The 20746-nt window shown below is 56.1% G+C and carries 14 protein-coding genes and 1 pseudogene; 5 read left to right on the top strand and 10 right to left on the bottom strand.

Annotation, left to right across the window (positions count from 1 at the left end; translation table 11 throughout):
* Window positions 1-14: 14 nt before the first annotated feature.
* The 8 genes and pseudogenes from D777_RS07570 to D777_RS07535 all read right to left on the bottom strand — a co-directional run.
* Window positions 15-173, bottom strand: a pseudogene (locus D777_RS07570) (DUF1428 domain-containing protein); the annotation flags it as partial.
* Window positions 174-218: 45 nt separating this feature from the next.
* Window positions 219-578 carry a YciI family protein gene (locus D777_RS07565; protein WP_036130208.1) on the bottom strand — a complete coding sequence of 120 codons (360 nt, stop codon included), beginning with the start codon at window positions 576-578 and terminating at the stop codon, window positions 219-221.
* Window positions 579-614: 36 nt separating this feature from the next.
* On the bottom strand, window positions 615-1436 hold the full coding sequence (locus D777_RS07560; RefSeq protein ID WP_036130206.1) for a YciI family protein: 822 nt from the start codon (window positions 1434-1436) through the stop codon (window positions 615-617).
* A 79-nt stretch (window positions 1437-1515) separates the two neighbouring features.
* Window positions 1516-2739, bottom strand: a complete 1224-nt coding sequence (locus tag D777_RS07555) for an RNA polymerase sigma factor (RefSeq protein WP_227501728.1) — start codon at window positions 2737-2739, stop codon at window positions 1516-1518.
* Between the two features lie 20 nt (window positions 2740-2759).
* Window positions 2760-3791 (bottom strand): threonine aldolase family protein, encoded by a 1032-nt coding sequence (locus D777_RS07550; protein WP_036130201.1) that lies wholly within the window; start codon window positions 3789-3791, stop codon window positions 2760-2762.
* Window positions 3792-3857: 66 nt separating this feature from the next.
* A complete protein-coding gene (locus D777_RS07545) occupies window positions 3858-4958 on the bottom strand; it encodes a helix-turn-helix transcriptional regulator (protein WP_051669005.1) in 1101 nt (366 codons plus the stop codon).
* A gap of 3 nt (window positions 4959-4961) precedes the next feature.
* Window positions 4962-6182 carry a helix-turn-helix transcriptional regulator gene (locus D777_RS07540; protein WP_051669004.1) on the bottom strand — a complete coding sequence of 407 codons (1221 nt, stop codon included), beginning with the start codon at window positions 6180-6182 and terminating at the stop codon, window positions 4962-4964.
* A gap of 108 nt (window positions 6183-6290) precedes the next feature.
* Window positions 6291-6908: a pyridoxamine 5'-phosphate oxidase family protein gene (locus D777_RS07535; protein ID WP_036130198.1), complete on the bottom strand. Its 618-nt coding sequence runs from the start codon at window positions 6906-6908 to the stop codon at window positions 6291-6293.
* A gap of 103 nt (window positions 6909-7011) precedes the next feature.
* Between D777_RS07535 and pdxR the strand changes: the two genes are divergently transcribed.
* Window positions 7012-8445: a MocR-like pyridoxine biosynthesis transcription factor PdxR gene (gene pdxR, locus D777_RS07530; protein ID WP_036130196.1), complete on the top strand. Its 1434-nt coding sequence runs from the start codon at window positions 7012-7014 to the stop codon at window positions 8443-8445.
* 28 nt (window positions 8446-8473) lie between these two features.
* On the opposite strand, the gene D777_RS07525 is transcribed toward pdxR, so the two are convergent.
* The gene (locus D777_RS07525) at window positions 8474-11113 is read right to left on the bottom strand and encodes a DUF6351 family protein (RefSeq protein WP_036130193.1); all 2640 of its coding nucleotides are present in this window, start codon (window positions 11111-11113) and stop codon (window positions 8474-8476) included.
* Between the two features lie 248 nt (window positions 11114-11361).
* Here D777_RS07525 and D777_RS07520 point away from each other — a divergent pair, with 248 nt between their 5' ends.
* The 4 genes from D777_RS07520 to D777_RS07505 all read left to right on the top strand — a co-directional run bounded on the left by D777_RS07520 (window position 11362) and on the right by D777_RS07505 (window position 18571).
* A complete protein-coding gene (locus tag D777_RS07520) occupies window positions 11362-12348 on the top strand; it encodes a hypothetical protein (RefSeq protein ID WP_036130191.1) in 987 nt (328 codons plus the stop codon).
* A gap of 156 nt (window positions 12349-12504) precedes the next feature.
* Window positions 12505-14244, top strand: a complete 1740-nt coding sequence (locus tag D777_RS07515; RefSeq protein ID WP_036130189.1) for an extracellular catalytic domain type 1 short-chain-length polyhydroxyalkanoate depolymerase — start codon at window positions 12505-12507, stop codon at window positions 14242-14244.
* A gap of 223 nt (window positions 14245-14467) precedes the next feature.
* Window positions 14468-18040: a hypothetical protein gene (locus D777_RS07510; RefSeq protein ID WP_036130188.1), complete on the top strand. Its 3573-nt coding sequence runs from the start codon at window positions 14468-14470 to the stop codon at window positions 18038-18040.
* 87 nt (window positions 18041-18127) lie between these two features.
* A complete protein-coding gene (locus D777_RS07505) occupies window positions 18128-18571 on the top strand; it encodes a YtoQ family protein (protein ID WP_036131157.1) in 444 nt (147 codons plus the stop codon).
* A gap of 51 nt (window positions 18572-18622) precedes the next feature.
* Here the strand turns inward: D777_RS07505 and D777_RS07500 are convergent, their stop codons facing one another.
* Window positions 18623-20656 (bottom strand): alkyl/aryl-sulfatase, encoded by a 2034-nt coding sequence (locus D777_RS07500; RefSeq protein ID WP_036130185.1) that lies wholly within the window; start codon window positions 20654-20656, stop codon window positions 18623-18625.
* Between the last annotated feature and the right edge of the window lie 90 nt (window positions 20657-20746).

Genomic DNA, 20746 nt, shown 5'->3' with positions numbered 1-20746 from the left:
CAGAACTGGATCGATCACACATCAACAATGACATCGAAACCACCATAAATCAGTCTCTTGCCATCGAAAGGCATCGGATTCGTATCCGGATGCAAACGTGGGTCTTCCATAATCCGCGGCATCGCGCTATCCCGCACCTCACGGGAGGGCCAGACAACCCATGAGAACACCACAGCTGCAACAAATCCATCGATGTAGCTCATCATCATGCTCCTGTTTTAATCCCTGGGTGGTAACTCGCGCACCGCGCGCACCTCAATGCTGCCAAAGCGGGCCGGTGGAATTCGACTGGCCAATTGCAAAGCTTCATTCAAGTCCCGGGCATCCAGCATGTAAAAACCCGCCAGCTGCTCTTTGGTCTCCGCAAATGGACCGTCGGTAATCAGCATTTCATCATCACGAACCTGCACCGTCGTTGCAGTATCCGTTGGCTGCAACGCCTGACCCGCCAAAAAATGCCCCTGATTCGTGAGCCGCTCCACGCCAGCCACGCACTCCTGGTTCAGGTCATGCCACTCCTGCTCTGACATGGCGTTGATAATGCTCTCCTGGTAATAGACCAGAGCCACGTATTTCATCGTTTCCTCTCCTTTTTGTGCCAGACAAAACACCTATCACAGGCACTGTTTTGTCTGGCAACTGATCATCCACTGAATTCCAAAGCGATCCGTCAGCATGCCGAACCGGTGAGCCCAGAATGTTTCCTCAAAGGGCATGGTTACCTCACCCTTTTCCGACAGCGCCGAAAACAACGCCTCGGCCTGCTCCAGATTGTCGTATTCCATGTGTATCTGGGCGCCCACGGGCTTCTGGTAGCAGTCTCCAACCATGTCGGCCCCCATGATTCGCGTTCCTCTCAGGTTCAATGAGGCATGGATAACGTCGTTTCGTCTTTCCTCGGGAACCTGGTCAACGGCAGGCGTCTCGCCATAGGTCAGAATGGATTCAAGATGGCCGCCTGTCAGTTCTGCATAGTAGTTCATCGCTTCCCGGCAGTTACCGCCAAAACTGACGTGAACGTTGACCTGTGAGGGTAATCGCTGCTGGCGGTAGTGCTTATCCAGCGCTTCTCCTGGCTCAAAATCCTCCATCGTGAAATAGGGACGCAGCTCCAGATTGGCGTTGCCTCCAGCATCTTCCCTTGGCCATTGCTTTGCCCATTCAATGGCCTCTTCCAGTGAATCGGCCTCGAGCACACTGTAGCCCGCCAGCAACTCCGAGGTTTGATCGAAAGGACCGCGGGTGACGTGAGGCTTTCCGTCACGAAACGAGATACGGCACCCTTCTTTGGAGGGCTTTATCCCGTTACCGGTCAAAAACACGCCGGCACGGGTCATACGCGCATTGTAGTCTGCCATGGCGCCAAGCAATTCCTCGCTGGGCATGACACCGCCTTCCGTGTCAGCATCCGCTTTACGCATCAAGATAAACTGCATCGTTGTCTCCTCCGTTCGATAGGTTCATCAGTGAGTCGTGTGACTCAGACGGAAATCGACACGAGGCCAAATATTTTTTTCAGGATTGACCCGTCAGCTCATCCAGCCGGCGTTGGAGAAAACGCTGTTCCGGGCCCTGAGCCGAAAGGGCAAGTGCCCTCTCATAGGCTGAACGGGCCTGCTCGACATTGCCGTTACGGCGATAGAGGTCTGCTCGTGCAGCATGAAAGAAATGGTAGGTATGGATTGCCTTTTCGGAAGCCAACTCATCCAACAGCCGCAGGCCATCTGCGGGGGTATCACGCATCGCAGTCGCTACCGCGCGATTCAGCGCGATGACGGGAGAAGGTTGTTGTCGATAAAGCGCTTCGTAAAGCCGGACTATCCGTGCCCAGTCTGTATCCTCGGCAACACCGGCCTGGGCATGAGTGGCAGCGATTGAAGCCTGAAGGGTGTATGGTCCAGCCGGCGTTCTGGCCAACGCCTGTTCCAGCCACACCAGTCCAGAACGGATGTTGTCGCCATCCCATAACGTTCGATTCTGCTCATCCAGGGTGACCAGGTCGCCATGCTCATCCTGCCGGGCATAACGCCGGGAATCCTGCAGTAACATCAGGGACAGCAACCCGAACACCTCACCCTCTGGCAACTGCCCGACGAGAGATTCCGCGAGCCTTATGGCCTCAGCCGAGAGACTGACATCCACAATGACCTCGCCATCACTTCGGGAGTACCCTTCGTTGAAGACCAGGTAGATCACCCTGAGTACTCCCGGCAGGCGCTCTGGTAACGCCCTCGCTTCCGGCACTTCGTAAGGAATTCGATCCTGACGGATTTTACGTTTAGCTCGCACGATTCGTTGTGCCAGGGTCGCAGGCTTCTGCAACAGGGCTCGGGCCACCTGTTCCGTAGTTAACCCGCACATTTCTCTTAACGTCAACGCTATTCTGGCATCCGGGGACAACGAAGGATGACAACAGGTAAACAACAGCCTGAGTTGATCATCCTCGATACTCTGCTCATCCAGAGTTTCCTGGGTGTCGTCAGGCTGCTCAAGAAGGTGAGCATGTTGCCGTGCGGTCTGTTTACGCCGGATCTGATCAATGCCCCGGCGCTGCCCGATCCGAATCAGCCACGCCGCCGGATTGTCCGGGACCCCCTCCCCCGGCCATTGATGAAGCGCAGCAGTAAATGCCTCCTGCATGGCTTCCTCGGCCAGAACAAAATCTCCCAGTAATCGGATGAGCGTTGCAAGCACCCGGCGTGACTGCTCCTGATAAATACGTTCGATGGCATCCATGATCGACACTCAAGCTTCATTGCTTACTCAACCAGTCCCCGCACATCCGCCAGGAATCGGTCTACCTGCGCTTCCGTGGTTGACCACGAACATACCAGTCGCGAGCATCCGCCGATAAAGTTGTAGAAGCGCCAGCCATTGGCCCTCAACCCGTCCTGAACGGGCTGGGGGAGTTCGACAAAGACGCCATTTGCCTGCCTTGGGTACCGCAATGAGACGCCCTCGATGTCCAGCAATCCTCGCGCCAGACGATCGGCACAGGCATTGGCGTGGCGGGCATTACCAAGCCAGGTCTCATCTTCCATCAGGCCGCACCATGGCGCCGATATGAAACGCATCTTGGAGGCCAGTTGCCCGGCCTGTTTACAGCGCCATTCGAAGTCCTCCGCCAGCGCCCGGTTGAAAAAGACCACCGCTTCGCCAACCGCCAACCCATTCTTGGTGCCAGAAAAGCACAGCACATCGACACCGGCTTTCCAGGTCACTTCCGCAGGGTGGACACCCAGCGCCGCCACGGCATTGGCAAACCGGGCACCGTCCATGTGGATGTTGAGCTTGTGTTTATCGGCAACGGCACGAATAGCGCGAATTTCATCAGGGGTGTATACGGTACCGACTTCGGTAGCCTGGGTAATGCTTACGGCCTTTGGCTTTGGGTAATGTATATCGGTTCGTTTGGTGACCAGATGCTCAATGCTGTCGGGGGTGAGTTTTCCATCCCGCCCCTCGCCCGGGAGCAGCTTGGAACCGTTCGATGCGTATTCCGGTCCACCGCACTCGTCGGTTTCGATGTGGGCCAGTTCATGACAGATCACGCTGTGAAACGATTGGCCGATGGAGGCCAGCGCCAAGGAATTAGCAGCGGTTCCGTTGAACGTAAAGAACACGTCGCAGTCGGTATCGAACAGGGCTCGCAGGCCATCCGCAGCTCTGGCGGTCCAGATATCCTCGCCGTAGGCCGGCTCATCCATCCGGTTCGCCTCATCCATGGCCGCCCAGGCCTGGGGACAGATCCCACTGTAGTTGTCACTTGCGAACTGTTCGGAATCGGACATCGGGGAGCTCCTGTTCATGTGCTCTGAAGTCCTTCAGAGTACAACAGCAAGACCCGTTGGCAACAGTCAGCGTAGCAATGCCGTGAGAATACCGCTCACCAGTTCACCCTGTCGGTGATAGCCTGTTTTTGTGAAGATCTGTTTGAGGTAGGAACGCAGTGTTTCCTCACTTCGATGACGGTTCGCGGCCACATCCTTGAGACTCAGGCCCGCCACGATATCCTCGCACAGCTGTGCCTCGGCCGGGGAAAGATTGAAATATCCGGCAATGAGTTCCGCGCTTGGCAATTCCCGGCACTCGGGATCATACACTGTAACGAGGGCGCCTCCAGCCATGAGCTCGCTGCTTTCAATGGGCCGAATGACAAGCAGCAACGGTTTGCGCTTCCCGCGGTGCAGGATAAGCATGTCGGTCCGGTAATCAGCCTCTGGGAGGTGGCTCGATCGGACTACCTGCACTGATGATCGAAAAAACGATTCCTGGGTTTCCCGCTCCGTAAAGCTCAGCCTTTGATCGGTAATCGCCAGACAGGTTTCCTTGTCGACCAGAGCCTGGGCTACCGCGTTGGAATGCCGGATCATGGCCTGATCGTCCAGAATGAAATGAGCGTCGGGCAACATATCGATAACGGCTGCCAGGGAACTGCCCGCAAGCTTCTGTTCACTCAGCTGTCGATGCATCTGCACGGCCTGGCGGATAAACGGCACCAACCGGTCCAATGCCCTTAATTCGTGCGGACGATAGGGTCCCTGGGCGACGGTACGCTGGATGGTCAACACATGGCAGTGAGTTTCTGTCGAATGGACAACAAACCAGGCGCTATCCAGCATATCCTGATCGTTCTCCCACTTGCTGTAGTCTTCACTGACATCGGCCTCTGGCAACAGCGAGAGTGCAGACTGGAAGCCACCAGGAGGCTGGGCAATGGCGTGATTTGACACCACGTCCTGGGCAATCATGTTGTTATCCAGGTACCAGCTCAGAAATTCATCCGTTAACCCGTGATGCCATAGATGGTCAATACGCAAAGGGCGTTTACGGATCATCAACAACTGAGCGGAACAGCCGTTTGCGGCCTGTGTCAGCTGCTCAAGGAATCTGTGGAACCCTTCCTTGTCGGTCAGTGAACTGTACAGCGCTTGCAGCAAATCAGAATCGTGGAACAAGACTCACCCCAAAGCCCTTACCAGCGCACCAACCAGCTCAGCCTGACGTCGGTATCCGTTCTTCGACAACAGGCTTTTCACGTAATCGCGAACCGTATGAACCGACAAGTGCTCCGCCTCGGCAATGTCGTTAATCGTTGCCCCCTGCATCAGGTGCCCGGCAATACGAGCTTCAGACTGGGTACATTGGAACAGCTTGGTCAATCTCTCAATATCTGGTGGGACCGAAGCCCGAAACGAAATGAGTTCTGCCAACGCCCCATAGTGTTCGTTCGCCTCCCCTGAATCACTGCTTTCCATCGACAACGGCGTTATGCAGATAGCGATCCGCTCATCATCCGTTTCATCAAACAGCGTGATGATATCGTTAACACCATCCCGGGCATTGAAAATGCTGGTAATAATGGCATCACTCAGCTTGCGGCTGAACCCGGCATCCCGGCTCTGCAAACGTGCCTGATCGCTTTCTTCAACAAACAGTCTTGGGTGAGAGTTCAGGATAGCCTCAGCTGCTGCATTACACTGCACAACCCTCGCCATTTCGTTAAGCACCACCATGGGCTTGCTGATCTTGTCCAGTGCCATGGAGAGAGACTCGTTATCGGATTTCGAGTGGTAGAGCTTGTGAAACAGATCCACTGCGTTTTCGATGTGAGGTGCCAGCATGTTCATCTGCAGGAGTTCACTTCGGGTATACGGGCCTTCGCTGAGGTGTCGGTTGGCAAGAAACACGATCCGCGATCCATCCTCTTCCCTGATTAGCATACCGGCACTGTCTCCCAACCCGGCTTGCTCAGCCCACTCCCGGGTGGCTTCGGTCATGACGTCGCGAATGTCCAACTCCGGGTCACACTCGGCGAGGGAATCAAACTGCCGCGGCGGGAGCGAACTGAAGCGAATCAGCGCCGCGTCCTGCTGCGGCAGGTCGCTATTGAGAAACCACTGCTCAAATCCTTCGGGATAACCGAACGTCCAACCGTAGGTCATCCGGATCGGCGAGCTGGTCAACCCGAGAATGCCGCCCTGGATACAACGGAAATGTTCCCGGAATGCCTCGAAAAACGGCTGGAAACCGGCATTGGATTTCAGGCACTTATAGAGGGACGATACGAGCTCATTAAAGCCTTCAAACTCATCTCTCCCGAGGACGTCGGGAGCCCCGGCCGAGGCAGGAAACGGATGATTCCGGGAAAACGAGGGGGCGCCCTCCGATTGCTTATTCACGCTTTTATAACTCCTTTTTCGTCGCGCGACTTCCAACATGCCTAAAAAGCAGACACAAAGAGTATAGAAAAGACGACGAAAAAGGAAAATGCGCTCTAACGTTTGGCCTTACCCAACATACTCATGCCTATTGGCAGGCAATGTGCCATGCCAGATCGGCAGTGACATATCATCAGGCTCTTCGTTCGGTCCTCCGGTTCGGCTTTTGAAAGCCCCCTCACGGATTGGCACCCTGAACAGGCAAGTGGCCTTTCTCTCCTTCGCATTCGGTGGCCTCACACTGTCCCAACGATCCGGTTCAATCTGGTTAATAATGGCCTTGAAAGCGGCATCAAATTCGCGCTCCTCCTCGACCAGAGAAGGACGGCCAAACAGCACCAGAGACTCGTAGTTCGCGCTATGGTGAAACGCTGATTTCGACATCACCCAATCGTTTGTGATCGCGAATGAAATGCACAGCAAACTGCCCGAGGACAGTACTCTGGAAAGACGCCCACCGTTGAGGCAATGCAGGTAAAGGTCATGCTCCAGCCGCCAAACCGTCATTGGCACGATTCGGGGTTCCCCATCTTCAACGAAAGCGACATGCGCCGTTTTCAAGCGATCAATCAATCCGTAGGCAGGCGCCCGCTCACCCGTCGCCCGGTGCGCGGCTCGTCTGACCTGGCTCCTGGGACAACAGCTCATGGCTGACGTCGTTTCCACAACTTCTTTTCCATCGGACATAACGGATTCCCTATGATTTCCCTCATCAGTCAATGTGGTTCCATTAAATGTCAGCACTGATACCATTTAAAGATCCAGATAATTAATTTCCATAGGACCAGTTGTGTTAAACGATATCCGGTTGAATGACTCCCTACCGTTGCAGACTCAGCTATACCACCAACTCTCTCAGCGTATCGTGCAGAGACGACTGCTCCCGGGAACCTGCCTCCCATCAAGTCGCCAGTTAGCCATGGATCTTGGCGTCAGCAGAAACACCGTGAACGCCGTTTACGAGCAACTCAAGGCCGAAGGTTTTCTTCAGAGCCACCCTGGGAAAGGCATATTTGTCCACGAGGATATCAGCAGGGTTATCGATCCTGCCGGCCCCCAGCCAGAAAAACCAATCAGCTCAAGGCGCCAACTACCTCCCCTGCCAGACTTTCCGCGAGGCAATGCCAAGTCCAATCCGGATCCCAACCTGCCCTTTCAGCCGGGTCTTCCGGATCTGGAGGCGTTTCCGGTCCGCAGCTGGAACCGGATTCTTCACCATCAGGAAAGCCGACTCGCCGTACGTGGGTACGACAGCATCCAGGGGTATATGCCATTGCGAGCTGCCATTGCCGACTATCTCCGCGCTTCCCGCGGGGTTCGATGCGACGCGAACCAGGTAGTGATTACAAACGGGGCACAACAAGCGCTCTCATTGATCGGTGATGTGTTGCTGGAGCCGGGTGACCGGGTGCTGTGTGAGAATCCAGGTTACCGCGGCGCCCGATACGCCCTGGGGCGTCACCGCAACCCACTCATCCCCGTTCCTCTGAAAGATCAGGTTCTGGATGTGAAAGCACTTGCGAACCTATGCCCCGCCAGGCTTCTGTCCTGCACCCCAACCCACCAATACCCGATGGGCGGTATTCTCGACCTGTCGCAGCGTATGGCTCTGGTGCAGTGGGCCCAGCAGAATGAGTGCTGGATCATTGAGGACGATTACGACAGCGAGTTTCATTTCTACAACAAACCGTTTCCGGCGATTCAGGGGTTATTCGACAACCCGCCGGTGCTGTACGTCGGCAGTTTCAGCAAGACCCTGCTCCCCGGGTTACGCATAGGCTATCTGGTACTGCCAGAGCCTCTAATCGAGCCCTTTCTGTGGGCCAAACAAATCAGTGGTGGAGAAACGCCCCTGCTGACCCAGGCCACTGTTGCCGAGTTCATCAATAGTGGTCTGTTTATCAGGCACCTCCGACGCATGCGTCAGCTCTATCGTGATAAATGGACCTATTTCCAGCAGCGAGTCCAGGAAACCCTCGGTGGCCGGGTAACCCCGGTAGCAGAGAGTGCCGGGATGCACCTTGTTCTTGAAGGAGCTTTTGACGACGTAGCCATGCAGAAGGCGTTGCGGCACAAAGGATTCGGAAGCACGCCGTTGAGCGCGCATTTCATTGGAGATGACGTAAAGACTGGAATGGTGATGGGATTCGCCAGCGCCAATCAGCGGCAGATGAAGGACTGCGTTCTGGCGCTGGCAGAGAGTCTGGCAGATCAGGACCACTAATGCCGTCCTGCTCTGCCAGACCATTTCCTTACAGGTCGCTGCGCGGTGACAGGTTGACCTCAAACGCAGGCGCCGCCCAACCAGCGACATTCTGCTCATGGGCTGGCAACGGATCGCCTCCGGTCACTCTGTCGGATTCATCTCCGTATTGCAGCCAGGTCAGGGTGGGCACTTCACCAACCGGCGATTTGCTGTAATCGCAAACGCCGTCCGGGAAGATCTTCGCCACCTCTCGTGCCAGCGCCTCCGAATCATAGGTTCCGTTCAGGAGATTCACCGGATAATCCGCCGGGTCCACCGGCTTGAGCTGGCACTTGTTGGTCAGGGTTCTGATGTCATCACCGGCAACCGTGCGCGGCGTTCCAAAACGCGTCTGCACCACGAGCTGTTGAATGGAAACCACTTCATCCGTGATCGGGCTGAGCGGATCGGTGATGATCTCAGGGAGCCCAAGCTCTCCCAGATCCAGGCCACAGACCTGTCCCGTCGCAATATCCAGGATCTGCCCAAGCTCCGCAGGAAACTCAGGGAAAGACAGCATGTCTGCCTGGGTCCAGGTTGGATTCGGAGTCAGAAGGTTCCCTGTGTACGGCACAAAAGGACCATGCTCACTCAGCAATGAAGACACCGGCAGGCAACGATCACGGGCTTCCAGAGGCTTGTTTGCGATCACCCGTTCTTCAATGCCATTGCTGCTCGTGTCCGCCTCAATGTTCGAGAGCCAGTCATCCATCACGTACAACGCTTCCGTGGTGTAGATGCTGTCTCCAGCCAACGGGAATGCGCCAAACCAGATGGTGTGGTTCCTGCTGTGCCCCTGGGTTGCCTGGATACGTGCCCGGGTCTGCCAGGAATGGTAGGCATCGTGGGCAATACCCGGATCAGGACCACGCAGGTCAATAATGGGGATATTCGCTACGTTTTCAGCCGTATTGATCGCGCCAGTGCGGTAGGCGTTGGTCAAGGCCTCGGGATCAGCGACGGTTCTCTCAGCCTGATAATCGATGTCGACATCAAAGCCGCCAATTTCCCGGTTTACTGCCAGGAACTGATCCGCGGTGATGGTGCCATCCTGCAACGCCCGCAGCCCATACTGGACACCGACGTTATCCAGCGGAATCCCCGCAAATCCCCGTGAAAGAAGCTGCTCGTTGGGGGACCACGCATCCGGCGTACGGGTACCGAACTGCGTCACCATATAGTCAATCAGGCCGCAACGCAGACCATCGGGTCGCTCGACTTTGTCGTACACCTCGGCCTTGCCATTCAGGCCCGGGCAGTTTTCCTGATCTGGAAACGCAGAGGGGAAGAACGCCAGATCCGACACAACAGGGTTAATCGGGAGATGGCCGTATAGTGCGGGCCACTGCAGGGCGAGATAATCGGAGGTCAGCAGCGCTTCAAAGAAACCGGTGAGGTCGTCCGGCGACTCTGGTACCTGGTTGCCGAAATACTCATTCAACAGATTGTAATCGGCAAACTGCGTGGCGGTGGTCCAGACGTCCGGATAGGAACACTGAACGATCAGCCCCTGGTAAATGCCGGGATACGCGTTGGCAATGTGCTGCTGGGCAATGGCTCCACCAGAGCAGCCAGTACCGATGGTGTAACGGATCGGACCATACTGCTCGACGATGTGCTCTTTACTCATCACCAGTGATTCGGCAGCGGTCACCAGATTGACGTTATGACCAAGGTTAGCCTGGGCAGTGGATAGCGTGACAAACCCCTTGGACAGGGCCACAGAAATACTGTCGCCCAACAGCACTTCGAAACCATCGGGTGCCGTACCGGAAATATCACCATTTGGCGGATTGCCCATCGCGTAGCTCACACCAACGTTGCCGCCGTGATGGATCAATACCTTCCCGTTCCACTGTGCCTGCGGGCGTGTGCCATCCCATGGCTGATCAGGCTGAAAAAGAGACATAATCTGGTAACGGTCCCTGTTCAGAACACCTCGCTCAACTCGCACAATGAATGGCACAGTCATGCCCTCATCGGTGGTGACTGTGGCGACATCCTCTTCTGCAGGTGGATTCTCAGGATCGTAGGGTACGAAGGCGTTCGAGATTCCAGGAGACTGCGGATCGAAGTTGGCCGTGTACTGGTCAAACACCGACGCGGGCACGTACTTGATTTCGTAGTCCGGTGCCTGGTTGCACTGCTCGTCGATAGCGGCGTCATTGGTGCAGGTCCAGGGCTGAACCTGCGGACCCGAGAACACCGGACCGCCTGCCGGGTGGTTAACGATGGTTTGGGTGACCACGCCATTTCCGGGGAGAACCAGGCGCAACTCGTTTTCGCCCACACTCAGTCCTTCAACGAGCGTCCTGACAGCCCCTTCACGTTCAGCCACAGGGACCAGATCGGGAGAAAATTCAGAACCATTGAGGAAAAGTTTGGCTCCATCCCGATTCTCAGGTGCAGGGATTTCGATCTCTACCAGAGCGTCCCCTGCGCTTATGAGGTCGGCACGGTTTGAGAGGACGCGGATGATTCCATCCCCGACTTTTTCGACTGGATCCGTTTGTTGATCTGGCTCGCGCTCCTGAATCTCCTGCCCCACGACTGGACCAGGTGGCTGTTCCGCACTGTTATCAGAACCGCCGCATCCCCCGAGGGTAAAGAACATGGCAAGCGCCAAGGCTGACTTTGCATATTTCATTGCGAACTCACTTTTTTGTTATATCGAGACAAATTCACCCAAGTTCACGGAAATAACACCAAAAGGTTCGCTTCTTGGCCTTGGCTCAACAGACTTCCCTTACTGTCAGTTTTGTGACAGACATCACAACTTGTTGAAAGCCCTATCGTTGCAACAACCATTGGCCTCTTTTCAGCATCACTCAGAATAAAAGCCAATGGACGCTCGCCCGTGCTGTGTTTTTCTTCACCAAAAATCAGGAGAAACCCATGCTAAGGCTTTCAATATTTTTTCTGACCGTAATGCTGCACAGCGAATTGGTGCTGGCTGACAAGACCTGGGCGCCCTACCCCGAATCTCTCCGGTCATTCGATTACTCACAGCAGAACCTTGACCAGCATTGGCAGATGCTGACGGGCGGGTTTCGCGGCCCTCTGCCAACAGCTCTGAGCCTCCAATCAGATGCAGAGAGATGGCCAGCGCTCTACGACTACACACGCAGGCACCTACAAGAATCATCAGCGGCTCATCCAGAGCTCTCATACCTGCTTGAGGGTCCGCTTGATGGGCATTTCGAAGCCTATGCCCGCGAACTGCGGACCGCCTGGAGCCTGCTCTTCAATGGTCGGTTCAAGGATGCCAGAGACCTTGGACTGGCCCTTGGCCCGGCTGGCTATTTTCCCGCCCTTTATGCACAGGCGCTGCACGCAACACTCATTGAATCCGACCCGGAACAACGCCGCGCACTGCTGGAGGAAGTCATAAGCCGAACCCAGGAGATTCGAGACCTGGCCCCCGATCATCCGATCATTCGCTTTGGCAACGCCTACGGAAAGGCCCGCACCATTGAGGAGATGTCTGCAACCGAGGCTCTGGGAACGGGATACACCTCCGATGTTCTGGAAACACTGGAATCGTTACTTGAGCAAGATGCTGAAAACATCTACGCAATGACCCTCCTGGCCGGTGTACAGGCAGGCATCATCGAAAAAGCGGGCAGCTTTGTTGCGCGCATTACTTACGGCGCGAGCGAGTCGAAAATGAAGGCACACTTCGAAAAAGCCCGGGAACTTGCACCTGAGTATCCAGGCCTCTATTACGAGTACGCCCGCGCCATTATCAAGGTGAGAGGGCAGGATGGCGAAAAAGCCGCACGGGACCTTCTCAAGAAGACGTCTGATATGACGCCTGAAAGCGCCGAGGAAGCGCTCCTCGTTCAAGCCTCAGCCAGACTCCATCAGCAACTTGCTGACTGACAGTCAGGGATTCCGGACAATTGTCCGGAATCCAGGCCATATCGCCCGCATATCTACACAGGCCACCTCTATTAAATCAATAGGTTAGAAGGGTGGCACGATATTTCCTTGTTCAGAACCGCCGAACAATAAATCCAATAAAAGGAGTTCTGAACGATGAAGTTATCGCTCATCTTGAATCGGGTGGGTCAGTTGCTATCAGGCGTTGCCTTCGCATCAATACTGGTGCTTCCTGCGCACCCCGCAAGCGCCGGCCAGACCGATGCCTACACCCTGCCGCAACAATCCTACAACCAATCCCGAAGCCGGAATTACAAAGTCTATGTTCCGGATAACCTCGCCACCCCTGCGCCCATGGTGATGGCACTTCACGGCTGTAAACAGACCAATGACGATGTCCTGAACGACTGGGGACTCAAAGAAGCCGCCGACACCTACGGATTCATTCTGGTGGCACCGTTCATCACGAGTTATGACGGCCTGCGAAACGAAAACTGCTGGGGCTTCTGGTTCGATCATCACCGTCATGAAGGCGCCGGCGAGGTAGAAGACCTGCACCAGATCGCACTTGCCGTGGAATCCAATTACAGCGTCGACCCGAATCGTCGGTTCATGACCGGCCTCTCCTCGGGCGGCGCAATGACCATCGTTGCATCCGTTGCCCACAACGAGTACTGGGCGGCGGCCGCACCTGCCTCCGGGCTCCCTTATGGTGAGGATTCAGCGTCTGTATCACTCTCAGGACAGTGTCCGGGAAGCGCGACATTCCACAGTGTGTCTCAGGTTGTCTCTGATATGGAGGGCGAACTGGATGACGGCTACCCCATTCCGCTCATGATCCTGCAGAACGAAAACGACTGTACCGTACTGAAAACCGGCGCGGACAACGCCCGGGATGCCCATCTGAAAGTCCATGGCGATCCAGCCTTCGACACCACAGCCGAGGCACAAGCCTCCACCACCGCCTGCTCACCGTATTACCAGAACGACTACAGCTGTGAGCATACCCGTTATACCCAGGACGGCACCCTGAACTCACGCTCCCTGGTTGAAACCATCTACCTGGACGGTCCCCTGGCCACACCGAACACTCAGGACACGGATCATGGCCATTACTGGGTTGGCGGTGAAGATGGCAACAACGGTAAATGGGCCGTCCGGGTTGGGCCAAGCTATCCGGATATCGTCTGGGATTTCTTCAGTCGCCACAGCAAGGATGGTTCTCTACCGCAGGGAGTTCCGATCATTACGTTGATTGGTGACAACCCCATGACGGTGGCAATCAACACCACCTTTACCGACCCGGGTGCAACCGCGGAAGATGCAGAAGACGGCTCACTGACGGTGACCGCTGACTGTAGCAATGTGGACACCACCGCCGTTGGCACCTACGAGTGCACCTATTCCGCTACCGACAGTGACGGAAACCCCTCAACCAAGAACCGCACCGTTGAGGTGGTCGACCCCAACGCCCCGACCGAAACCTGTGAACAGGCCACCGCGTCACCCAGCGCCCATATTACAGCCGGCCGGGCCTATGCTGGGGGAATGTCGGATCTCCGCGCGCTAACCACGGGCGATGATGCGGACATTGGCGGCTCCTTCGACACCTGGAGCAGCGTAACGCTCTATGAAGGCGACCCCGGACTCTGGTATGCAACTGAGCCGACAGCTTGCAGCGGCAACGGTGGCGGCGGTGGCACCGGTGGGGGCGGCGAGTTCACCTGCCAGGACTGGAACGACACCAACCTCAACCACGATACGGCCGGGCGCGCCTATTACTCTGGCGGCTACTACACGACCGGAGGCGATGATTCTCTGGGAGGCCTCTCCGGCGTTTATACCTGGGTGAAAGAAACCTCCGAAGGGTTCTTTGAAGCCGGGCAGTGTAATTGAATCAGCTTCTCCCAAATGATCAGATCCGCCTCGCGTCGGGGCGGATCTGCAAATTACGTCAAACATGTATTCATTGGATACGATTCTTGTGAACCGGGTCCGAGAGACTTCTGCAAAAACTGATAGCCTGCGAACACTTAGCACCCCACTCTGACCCTGCCCTTCACCCGAGTGGCGCAGAACACAGACAGGGATATCGTCGTTTCCAGAAAGGAGTCTCGTAATGAAGTCGGGAGCCCGACCGTTCTTATTGCTGGTAGCCACATCCATCCTCGCCGCCTGCGGCAGCGGAAGTTCAGACAGCACACCCACGACCAGTAAAACCCTGACTGACCGTTCACCGGCAGAGCTGAAGAAGCAGTATGGAGGCTATGTAGAGTCCCGCTATGAAGGGAGCAATGCCCTCGCCAATCTTGACGCTGACCCGGAAACCATTCAACTCTATGCGGCCATGCTTTTCGGCCCCGCAGACATCTACTTTCCCTTTCCTCCCCAGGGCTTCTACAACCGCGTGCTCTACGGTTCAGACCGGATGCCGGCCACCTATCTGTGCTCCGACGGCGGCACCTTTACCATGGACGGTAGCCTGAACAGCGACGGTGTGGGTAACGTCCGTCTGGAGTATGAAAACTGCGTCGAAAACTACGACATTGTGCTGAACGGTTCCTCCATGGTCAGCCTTTTGAATAGTGAAGGCAGCTCATACACAGTCTATTACGACAACCTGGAGTTGACGCTACCCGGTTATCCGCCGGAGTTACTCAGCGGCTTCGTATCCTACGCTATGGGCGATAACGCCGAGAACTTCGATGTTGACGTCAGGCTCCTATCGACCAATACCGAAACCGGCTTTCAGCGTATAGACAGCGTCTCCCGATCTGCCATCGGCGACAATTGGGAGTTCGAGGGGACATTCGTGGCCTCCGGTGCCGGAACGGTCAGCATTTCGACTCAAACGCCCATCACTAACTACAGCGATCCCCAGGCTGGTACCGTAAAAATCGGCGGAGCTTCGAACCAAAGCGCGTATGTGGATATCGTCGACCCAACGTTCACTCGCGTGTTGTTTGACGGCGATGGCAACAACCAGCCGGAGCTGGGGTACTACTTTACCTCCCTCGACAACTTCCTGTATTCCTACCTCGGCGGGATTGAGCTGGTGGCGATTGAAAACGCAGGTTTTCCTCCAGAGGTTGCGGCACCAATACTCAAGACACCCACCCCGGATACCACAACAGATATCGTCGTCGAGGCCGGTAGCTACTCGGATCGGGACACCGATATCAGTGAACTCTCGATATCATACCGATGGATGGTCAACGGAACTCCCGTAACCGGTATCGACTCTGCCACCCTGCCATCAAGCTACACTCAGAAAGATGATGAAATTGTCGTCTTCGCTGTGGTTTCAGATGGTCAGTTTGCCCAGGCCAGCGATAACCTGACCATTTTAATCGGCGATGCCCCGGCAACCCTGAACGTTTCAGGCATCCCGGACACCATTGAGGCAGGCCAGCTTCTGAGCGTTACCGCCACCTTCAGCGACCCTGACGAACCAGGCCCGGCCTCACCGGCAACGCTTCTTTATGGGCCCTCCGGCATGGAGATTGGCAGCGATGGCACACTGCAATGGCATGTCGAAGAACTGCTGTTCGATGCAAGCACCATCACCTTTGGCCTGGGCATTGGTGACTCCACGGACGAGGCCGTCGATTACAGCATCGACGTAATCAACCCCGGCACAAGCCTTCCGATTGCCCGTAGCGGCATTACCGTACCCGGCCAGAACCATGCGATGTTCATCGGAGATTTCCTCGGAGACAGCGGTAATGAAATCCTCACGATGGATAACCAACGGGTCTTCGCCCTGTCCGCCGCCAACGGCGGCTATGAGGAAAGCTGGGCCTACCCCTATGCCATGCCAACCGATGGTAGTCTGACCGCACTAACCACTGGCAACCTTGATACAGATCCGCAACTGGAGCTAGTCGTCGCGACCGAGCATGGCATCAGCGTAATTGGTGGCGATACCGACACAGCCAGGCCCATCTACGAAACCAGCCGTTTCGTTGACGCGATTGCCATGGCGGATGTGAATGACGACAGCATCATGGAGCTCGCCATTCTCACGTCCGAGAGCGAATTCAGTTCTGCGACCCAATCGCTCACCGTGCTTGCACTGGACGGCTCCGCAACGCAGCTGTTTGAAACAGCGGTGAACGGCTCAACGAGGGAAATGGTCATTGGCAATGTAGACGCCGATGCCCAGCTTGAAATCGTACTCAGCAGTGGTCTGGTTTATGACGGTGCCACCTGGGCAAACGAGTGGTACCTGGGTACCGGCTTCAGTGACGGCACCCTGGCCGCTGGCGATCTGGATGCCGACGGCATCGACGAAATCCTGGCCGCCGACGCCTGGGGAGCAATAAAAGTGTTTTCCGCCGTCAGCAAGTCTCAGCTCGCCTACCAGGATAATTTCAATACCTGTGCCATCCAGTCGGCAAACGTGGATGCCGATGCTGCCCAGGAACTTCTGGTAGGGGACTGTCAGTGGGGCAACATCACGGCCTATGACCTGCAGGGAAGCTCGCTCCAGAGCATCTGGCAACTCGACATGCAAGGCCACGGATCCAAGAGCATCACGGTGGGTGATGCCAACGACGATGGTATTAAAGAGCTCTTATGGGGAACCGGACAAAGCAGCTCCGGTGCCGACGACCTGATCGTGGCCGAACTGTCTGGCGCCTCACCAACCATTACCGTTGGTCAGGACATGGACATTCAGCTTGATAGCTTCACCGCAGCCGGCTGGGGAGCCGTTGAACCCGGGCAGGAACGTGCCATTTTCATTGTACCCTCAACCGAATCCGGCTACGCCGGTCAGCGACTGGCCTACATGGATCAGGACGGCACCTTCTCCCTGACGGAGGAAATCAGCAACAGCTGGGAGGGGAGTCGCTATGGCGATATTGTCGACTACAACCTCGACGGCTACGCCGATATCTTCCTGGCGACCTCCTCAACGTACGACGGCATGTTCAAGGCCTTGCAGCTTAGCAACCTGACCGAACACTGGGGCACCGGCGGTGTTTACGACGACAATATCAACATGGTTGAGGCCGAGTTCTTCAACGCCGACAGTTACGCCGATGCCTTCATTGCCAACGGCAATTCACTGTCGGTGGTGGACATCGAAAACCAGGTATTGCTTGAGCAGGTTGCGTTGAGCAACACGATCACCGATTTCGCTCTGACCAGCGATAACGGCATTCGATATCTGGCCCTGGCCGGCAGAAGTTCACAGCTGAAAGTCTGGAAGGTTGTGGACGGGGCTCTCCAATCCGGAACCGACCTGTCTGCCCTGTTCACCGCATCTACCCAATGCAACCGGTTGCAGTTTGCCAACCTGGACGATGAGCCGGGGCCGGAACTGGTTTGCGCTGGCAGTTATTCTTACGGCAGCGATTCCTCAGAGTTCGTTATTTTCGACCTCAACGACAACACCTGGATCGAAACTCGCCGTTTCAGTTTGCCTGGCGAGGTCACCGACTTTGTCGTGGATTCATCTCGAACGGACTTCCAACAGTTGCTGGTGGGCAAGACCATCGTCGACGATATCAACCACGTGGTTAGCACCATTGAGTTAATGTCCGCCAGCACGGGCAAGGCAGTCTGGACAAGTCCGGAACTGATGGGCTCTGTCGCGCATCGGAGCATGCACTACAGACCTCAAGCCTCCAACAGTCAGCACCGACTGATGTTCGCGACTGGCAGCGCCATGTACCTCGTTCAATAACCGCCACCTGCGGCTCACACGGACTGACCCTCAGGACGCGCATCGAGTATGATGCGCGTCTATTCATTTGAGAGTGAGGAAGCTTCCATGATCTGGACCGTGTATCTTTCCGGCGAAATCCACACAGACTGGCGTGAACAGATTCAGGCAGGCGCAGAAGCCGCCGGCCTTCCGGTGGAGTTCACTGCACCGGTGACCGACCACGAAGCCAGCGATGCTGCGGGCGATGTTCTGGGCAAACCGGACGTTGCCTTCTGGCGTGACCATCAGTCTTCAAAAGTGAACGGCATTCGCACCAAAACCATGCTGGAACAGTGCGATCTGGCGGTGATCCGTTTCGGCGACAAGTATAAGCAGTGGAATGCGGCCTTCGACGCCGGCTACTGTGCTGCACTGGATAAGCCGTACATCACCCTGCACGGTGAAGACATCGTTCACCCGCTGAAGGAAGTGGATGCCGCCGCCATGGCCTGGGCTCAGACTCCGGAACAGGTCGTTGAAGTGCTGAAGTACGTGACCACTGCCCGGTAACACCGCACCAGGGGCGATCGGCTTTTCGCCGGATCGCCCCAATGCCACGCCTCATGGTGTGACGATATTGAACCGCCCCTGCGGCTTGTCCAGCATCCCGAAGAAACTGATCAGGTCGAGTTTGCTGCCTTCAAAGCGGATGTCGTCGCTGAAAAGCAGTTCCTTGAGTCCCGCTTCTCCAATCAGGACATCCACAAACAACGGTCTGGTGATCGCAAGCGTCGCATCGGCGGGCGTGTCTTCGCTGACCACCCGGTTGTGCAGGACCGAATTTTGCAGCGTGAGCAGGTAGCTCTCCCCAAGATCGGTAAACGTGATCTTGATCGTCACGTTTTCGCCATCCGCGTCCTCGGCATTCAGTCTCACAGCCATGCTGTCAAAGAAGAGCGAAACCGGCGTGTGCAACAGGATATCTTTCATCATCGCTGGCTTAATGCCAACCTCTGGCGCGCCATTGCGCAGTTCGTAAGCGCCAGTCAGATAGAAATCACGCCAGGGGCCCGACTCCGCCTGATAGCCCAACTGATCGTAGACATTGGCGAGCAGGGCTTTGGCATCCTTGTTGTCAGGGTTCGCGAAGACGACCTGGTTGAGCAACTCGGCCAGCCATCGGTAGGTCTTCTGCCCTTCGGTCACGTCCATATCGCTCGCTGATTCAAACTCGCTCCGTGCCTTCTCAACGACTTGCTCCTCTCCCCCCATCATCTCGACATAGCGACGGGCCGATTCGCTCTCCGGGAGTGGATTGAGCTGAGCGGGATTGGCGGTGAACCATCCCATGTAGTTCTGATAGACCGCCTTGGCATTGTGGGAAACCGTTCCATAATAGCCCTGGTTGTGGAAGTCCTGGTTGAGGGCTTCTGGCAGTTTCAGAGTCTCGGCGATCTCACGGGGCGTGGCGCCCTGGTTCATCAGCCGCACACTCTGATCATGAATGAACTTGTAGGTGTCCCGCTGTTTGATCAGAAAATCCTGGATATTGGCCTGTCCCCACAAGGGCCAGTGGTGGCTCGCAAAGTAAACATCCGCCTCGGCAAACCGGGTGCGCGCCTCATCAATGTAGGCACTCCAGATGCGTGCATCCCTGACCTTCGCACCGCGCAATGTGTAGAGATTATGCATGTTGCGGCTCACCAGTTCAGCACCACAGAAGGCGTTGCTCTCGGGTAAGTAGAATGTGAACTCGGCAGGCGCTTCAGAACCGGAAACCACCTGAAATTCCATCGGTACGCCGTCCACGGTGATCTCGGTGCCGGTCTCGCGGACAAGATCCGTCGGTGCTTCAAATCCGAACGTGCCAAAGGCGGGAGCCTTCCCGAGTCCGGTACCGACATGACCTCTGACATCACGGCCCAGCTGCTTGCCATACATGTACATGGCCCGCCGGGTCATGGCCGGGCCGGCAATGATATTTTCGCTGGTCGCCTCATCTTCGAAGCCTTCCGGGGCGATAATCCGCAGGTTGGCCCTCTCCTCATCAGTCAGGTGCTGGAGCACCCCCTGCACGCCGCCAAAATGATCCAGGTGACTGTGGGTAAAGACAATCGCTTTTACCGGTTTCTCTCCCAGATGCTCTCGGGCAAACAGGAATGCCTCACTGGCAGTCTCCTTTGAGGTGAGCGGATCCACCAGTATCCACCCGGTGTCACCCTCAATGATCGACATATTGGAAAGGTCGTATCCCCGAATCTGGTAGAGTCCATCGGTGACTTCAAACAGGCCGTGAATATTGTTGAGTGCGGCCTGGCGCCAGAGACTCGGATTGACAGATTCCGGTGCAGATTTGCCCTCGCTATCGACGAAGTCATAGGCAGGCATATTCCAGACCTCACCGCCGCCCTCCTGGCTGATCACCAGATCCGGCGCCTGAGCGATCAGCCCACGGCGTGCGTTTTCGAAGTCTTTCCGGTTTTCGAACGGACGCTGATCTAACACCTTCTTATTTGCATCGCGGGTTGTTGGAGCGGCAGCGCTGTGCTCGGAATTCTCGCTCCCGATAAATGAACGGGAATCATCACTGCATCCGGAAAGGGCCAGAGCGGCACCCAGTAGAGGCACAAGAATGGCATTGGTTGAACGGGACATGGTTACCCTCAAGGTATTATTGTTGGACAGACCTTGAGTGTAAGCGATTCGGAATTATCGACTTGTCTCTAACGGACAATCCACTGTCCG

The organism is Marinobacter nitratireducens, assembly GCF_000708045.1.
In the GTDB taxonomy this organism is placed as follows: domain Bacteria; phylum Pseudomonadota; class Gammaproteobacteria; order Pseudomonadales; family Oleiphilaceae; genus Marinobacter; species Marinobacter nitratireducens.
The sequence above is the reverse complement of the archived record's forward strand: the minus strand, read 5'-3'. Positions and strand labels throughout refer to the sequence as shown.

What these genes read in the sequence shown, in the direction of transcription:
- D777_RS07565 (WP_036130208.1), bottom strand. Translation starts at nt 578, where the DNA reads ATGAAATACGTGGCTCTGGTCTATTACCAGGAGAGCATTATCAACGCC.
- D777_RS07560 (WP_036130206.1), bottom strand. Translation starts at nt 1,436, where the DNA reads ATGCAGTTTATCTTGATGCGTAAAGCGGATGCTGACACGGAAGGCGGT.
- D777_RS07550 (WP_036130201.1), bottom strand. Translation starts at nt 3,791, where the DNA reads ATGTCCGATTCCGAACAGTTCGCAAGTGACAACTACAGTGGGATCTGT.
- D777_RS07535 (WP_036130198.1), bottom strand. Translation starts at nt 6,908, where the DNA reads ATGTCCGATGGAAAAGAAGTTGTGGAAACGACGTCAGCCATGAGCTGT.
- D777_RS07525 (WP_036130193.1), bottom strand. Translation starts at nt 11,113, where the DNA reads ATGAAATATGCAAAGTCAGCCTTGGCGCTTGCCATGTTCTTTACCCTC.
- D777_RS07520 (WP_036130191.1), top strand. Translation starts at nt 11,362, where the DNA reads ATGCTAAGGCTTTCAATATTTTTTCTGACCGTAATGCTGCACAGCGAA.
- D777_RS07515 (WP_036130189.1), top strand. Translation starts at nt 12,505, where the DNA reads ATGAAGTTATCGCTCATCTTGAATCGGGTGGGTCAGTTGCTATCAGGC.
- D777_RS07510 (WP_036130188.1), top strand. Translation starts at nt 14,468, where the DNA reads ATGAAGTCGGGAGCCCGACCGTTCTTATTGCTGGTAGCCACATCCATC.
- D777_RS07505 (WP_036131157.1), top strand. Translation starts at nt 18,128, where the DNA reads ATGATCTGGACCGTGTATCTTTCCGGCGAAATCCACACAGACTGGCGT.
- D777_RS07500 (WP_036130185.1), bottom strand. Translation starts at nt 20,656, where the DNA reads ATGTCCCGTTCAACCAATGCCATTCTTGTGCCTCTACTGGGTGCCGCT.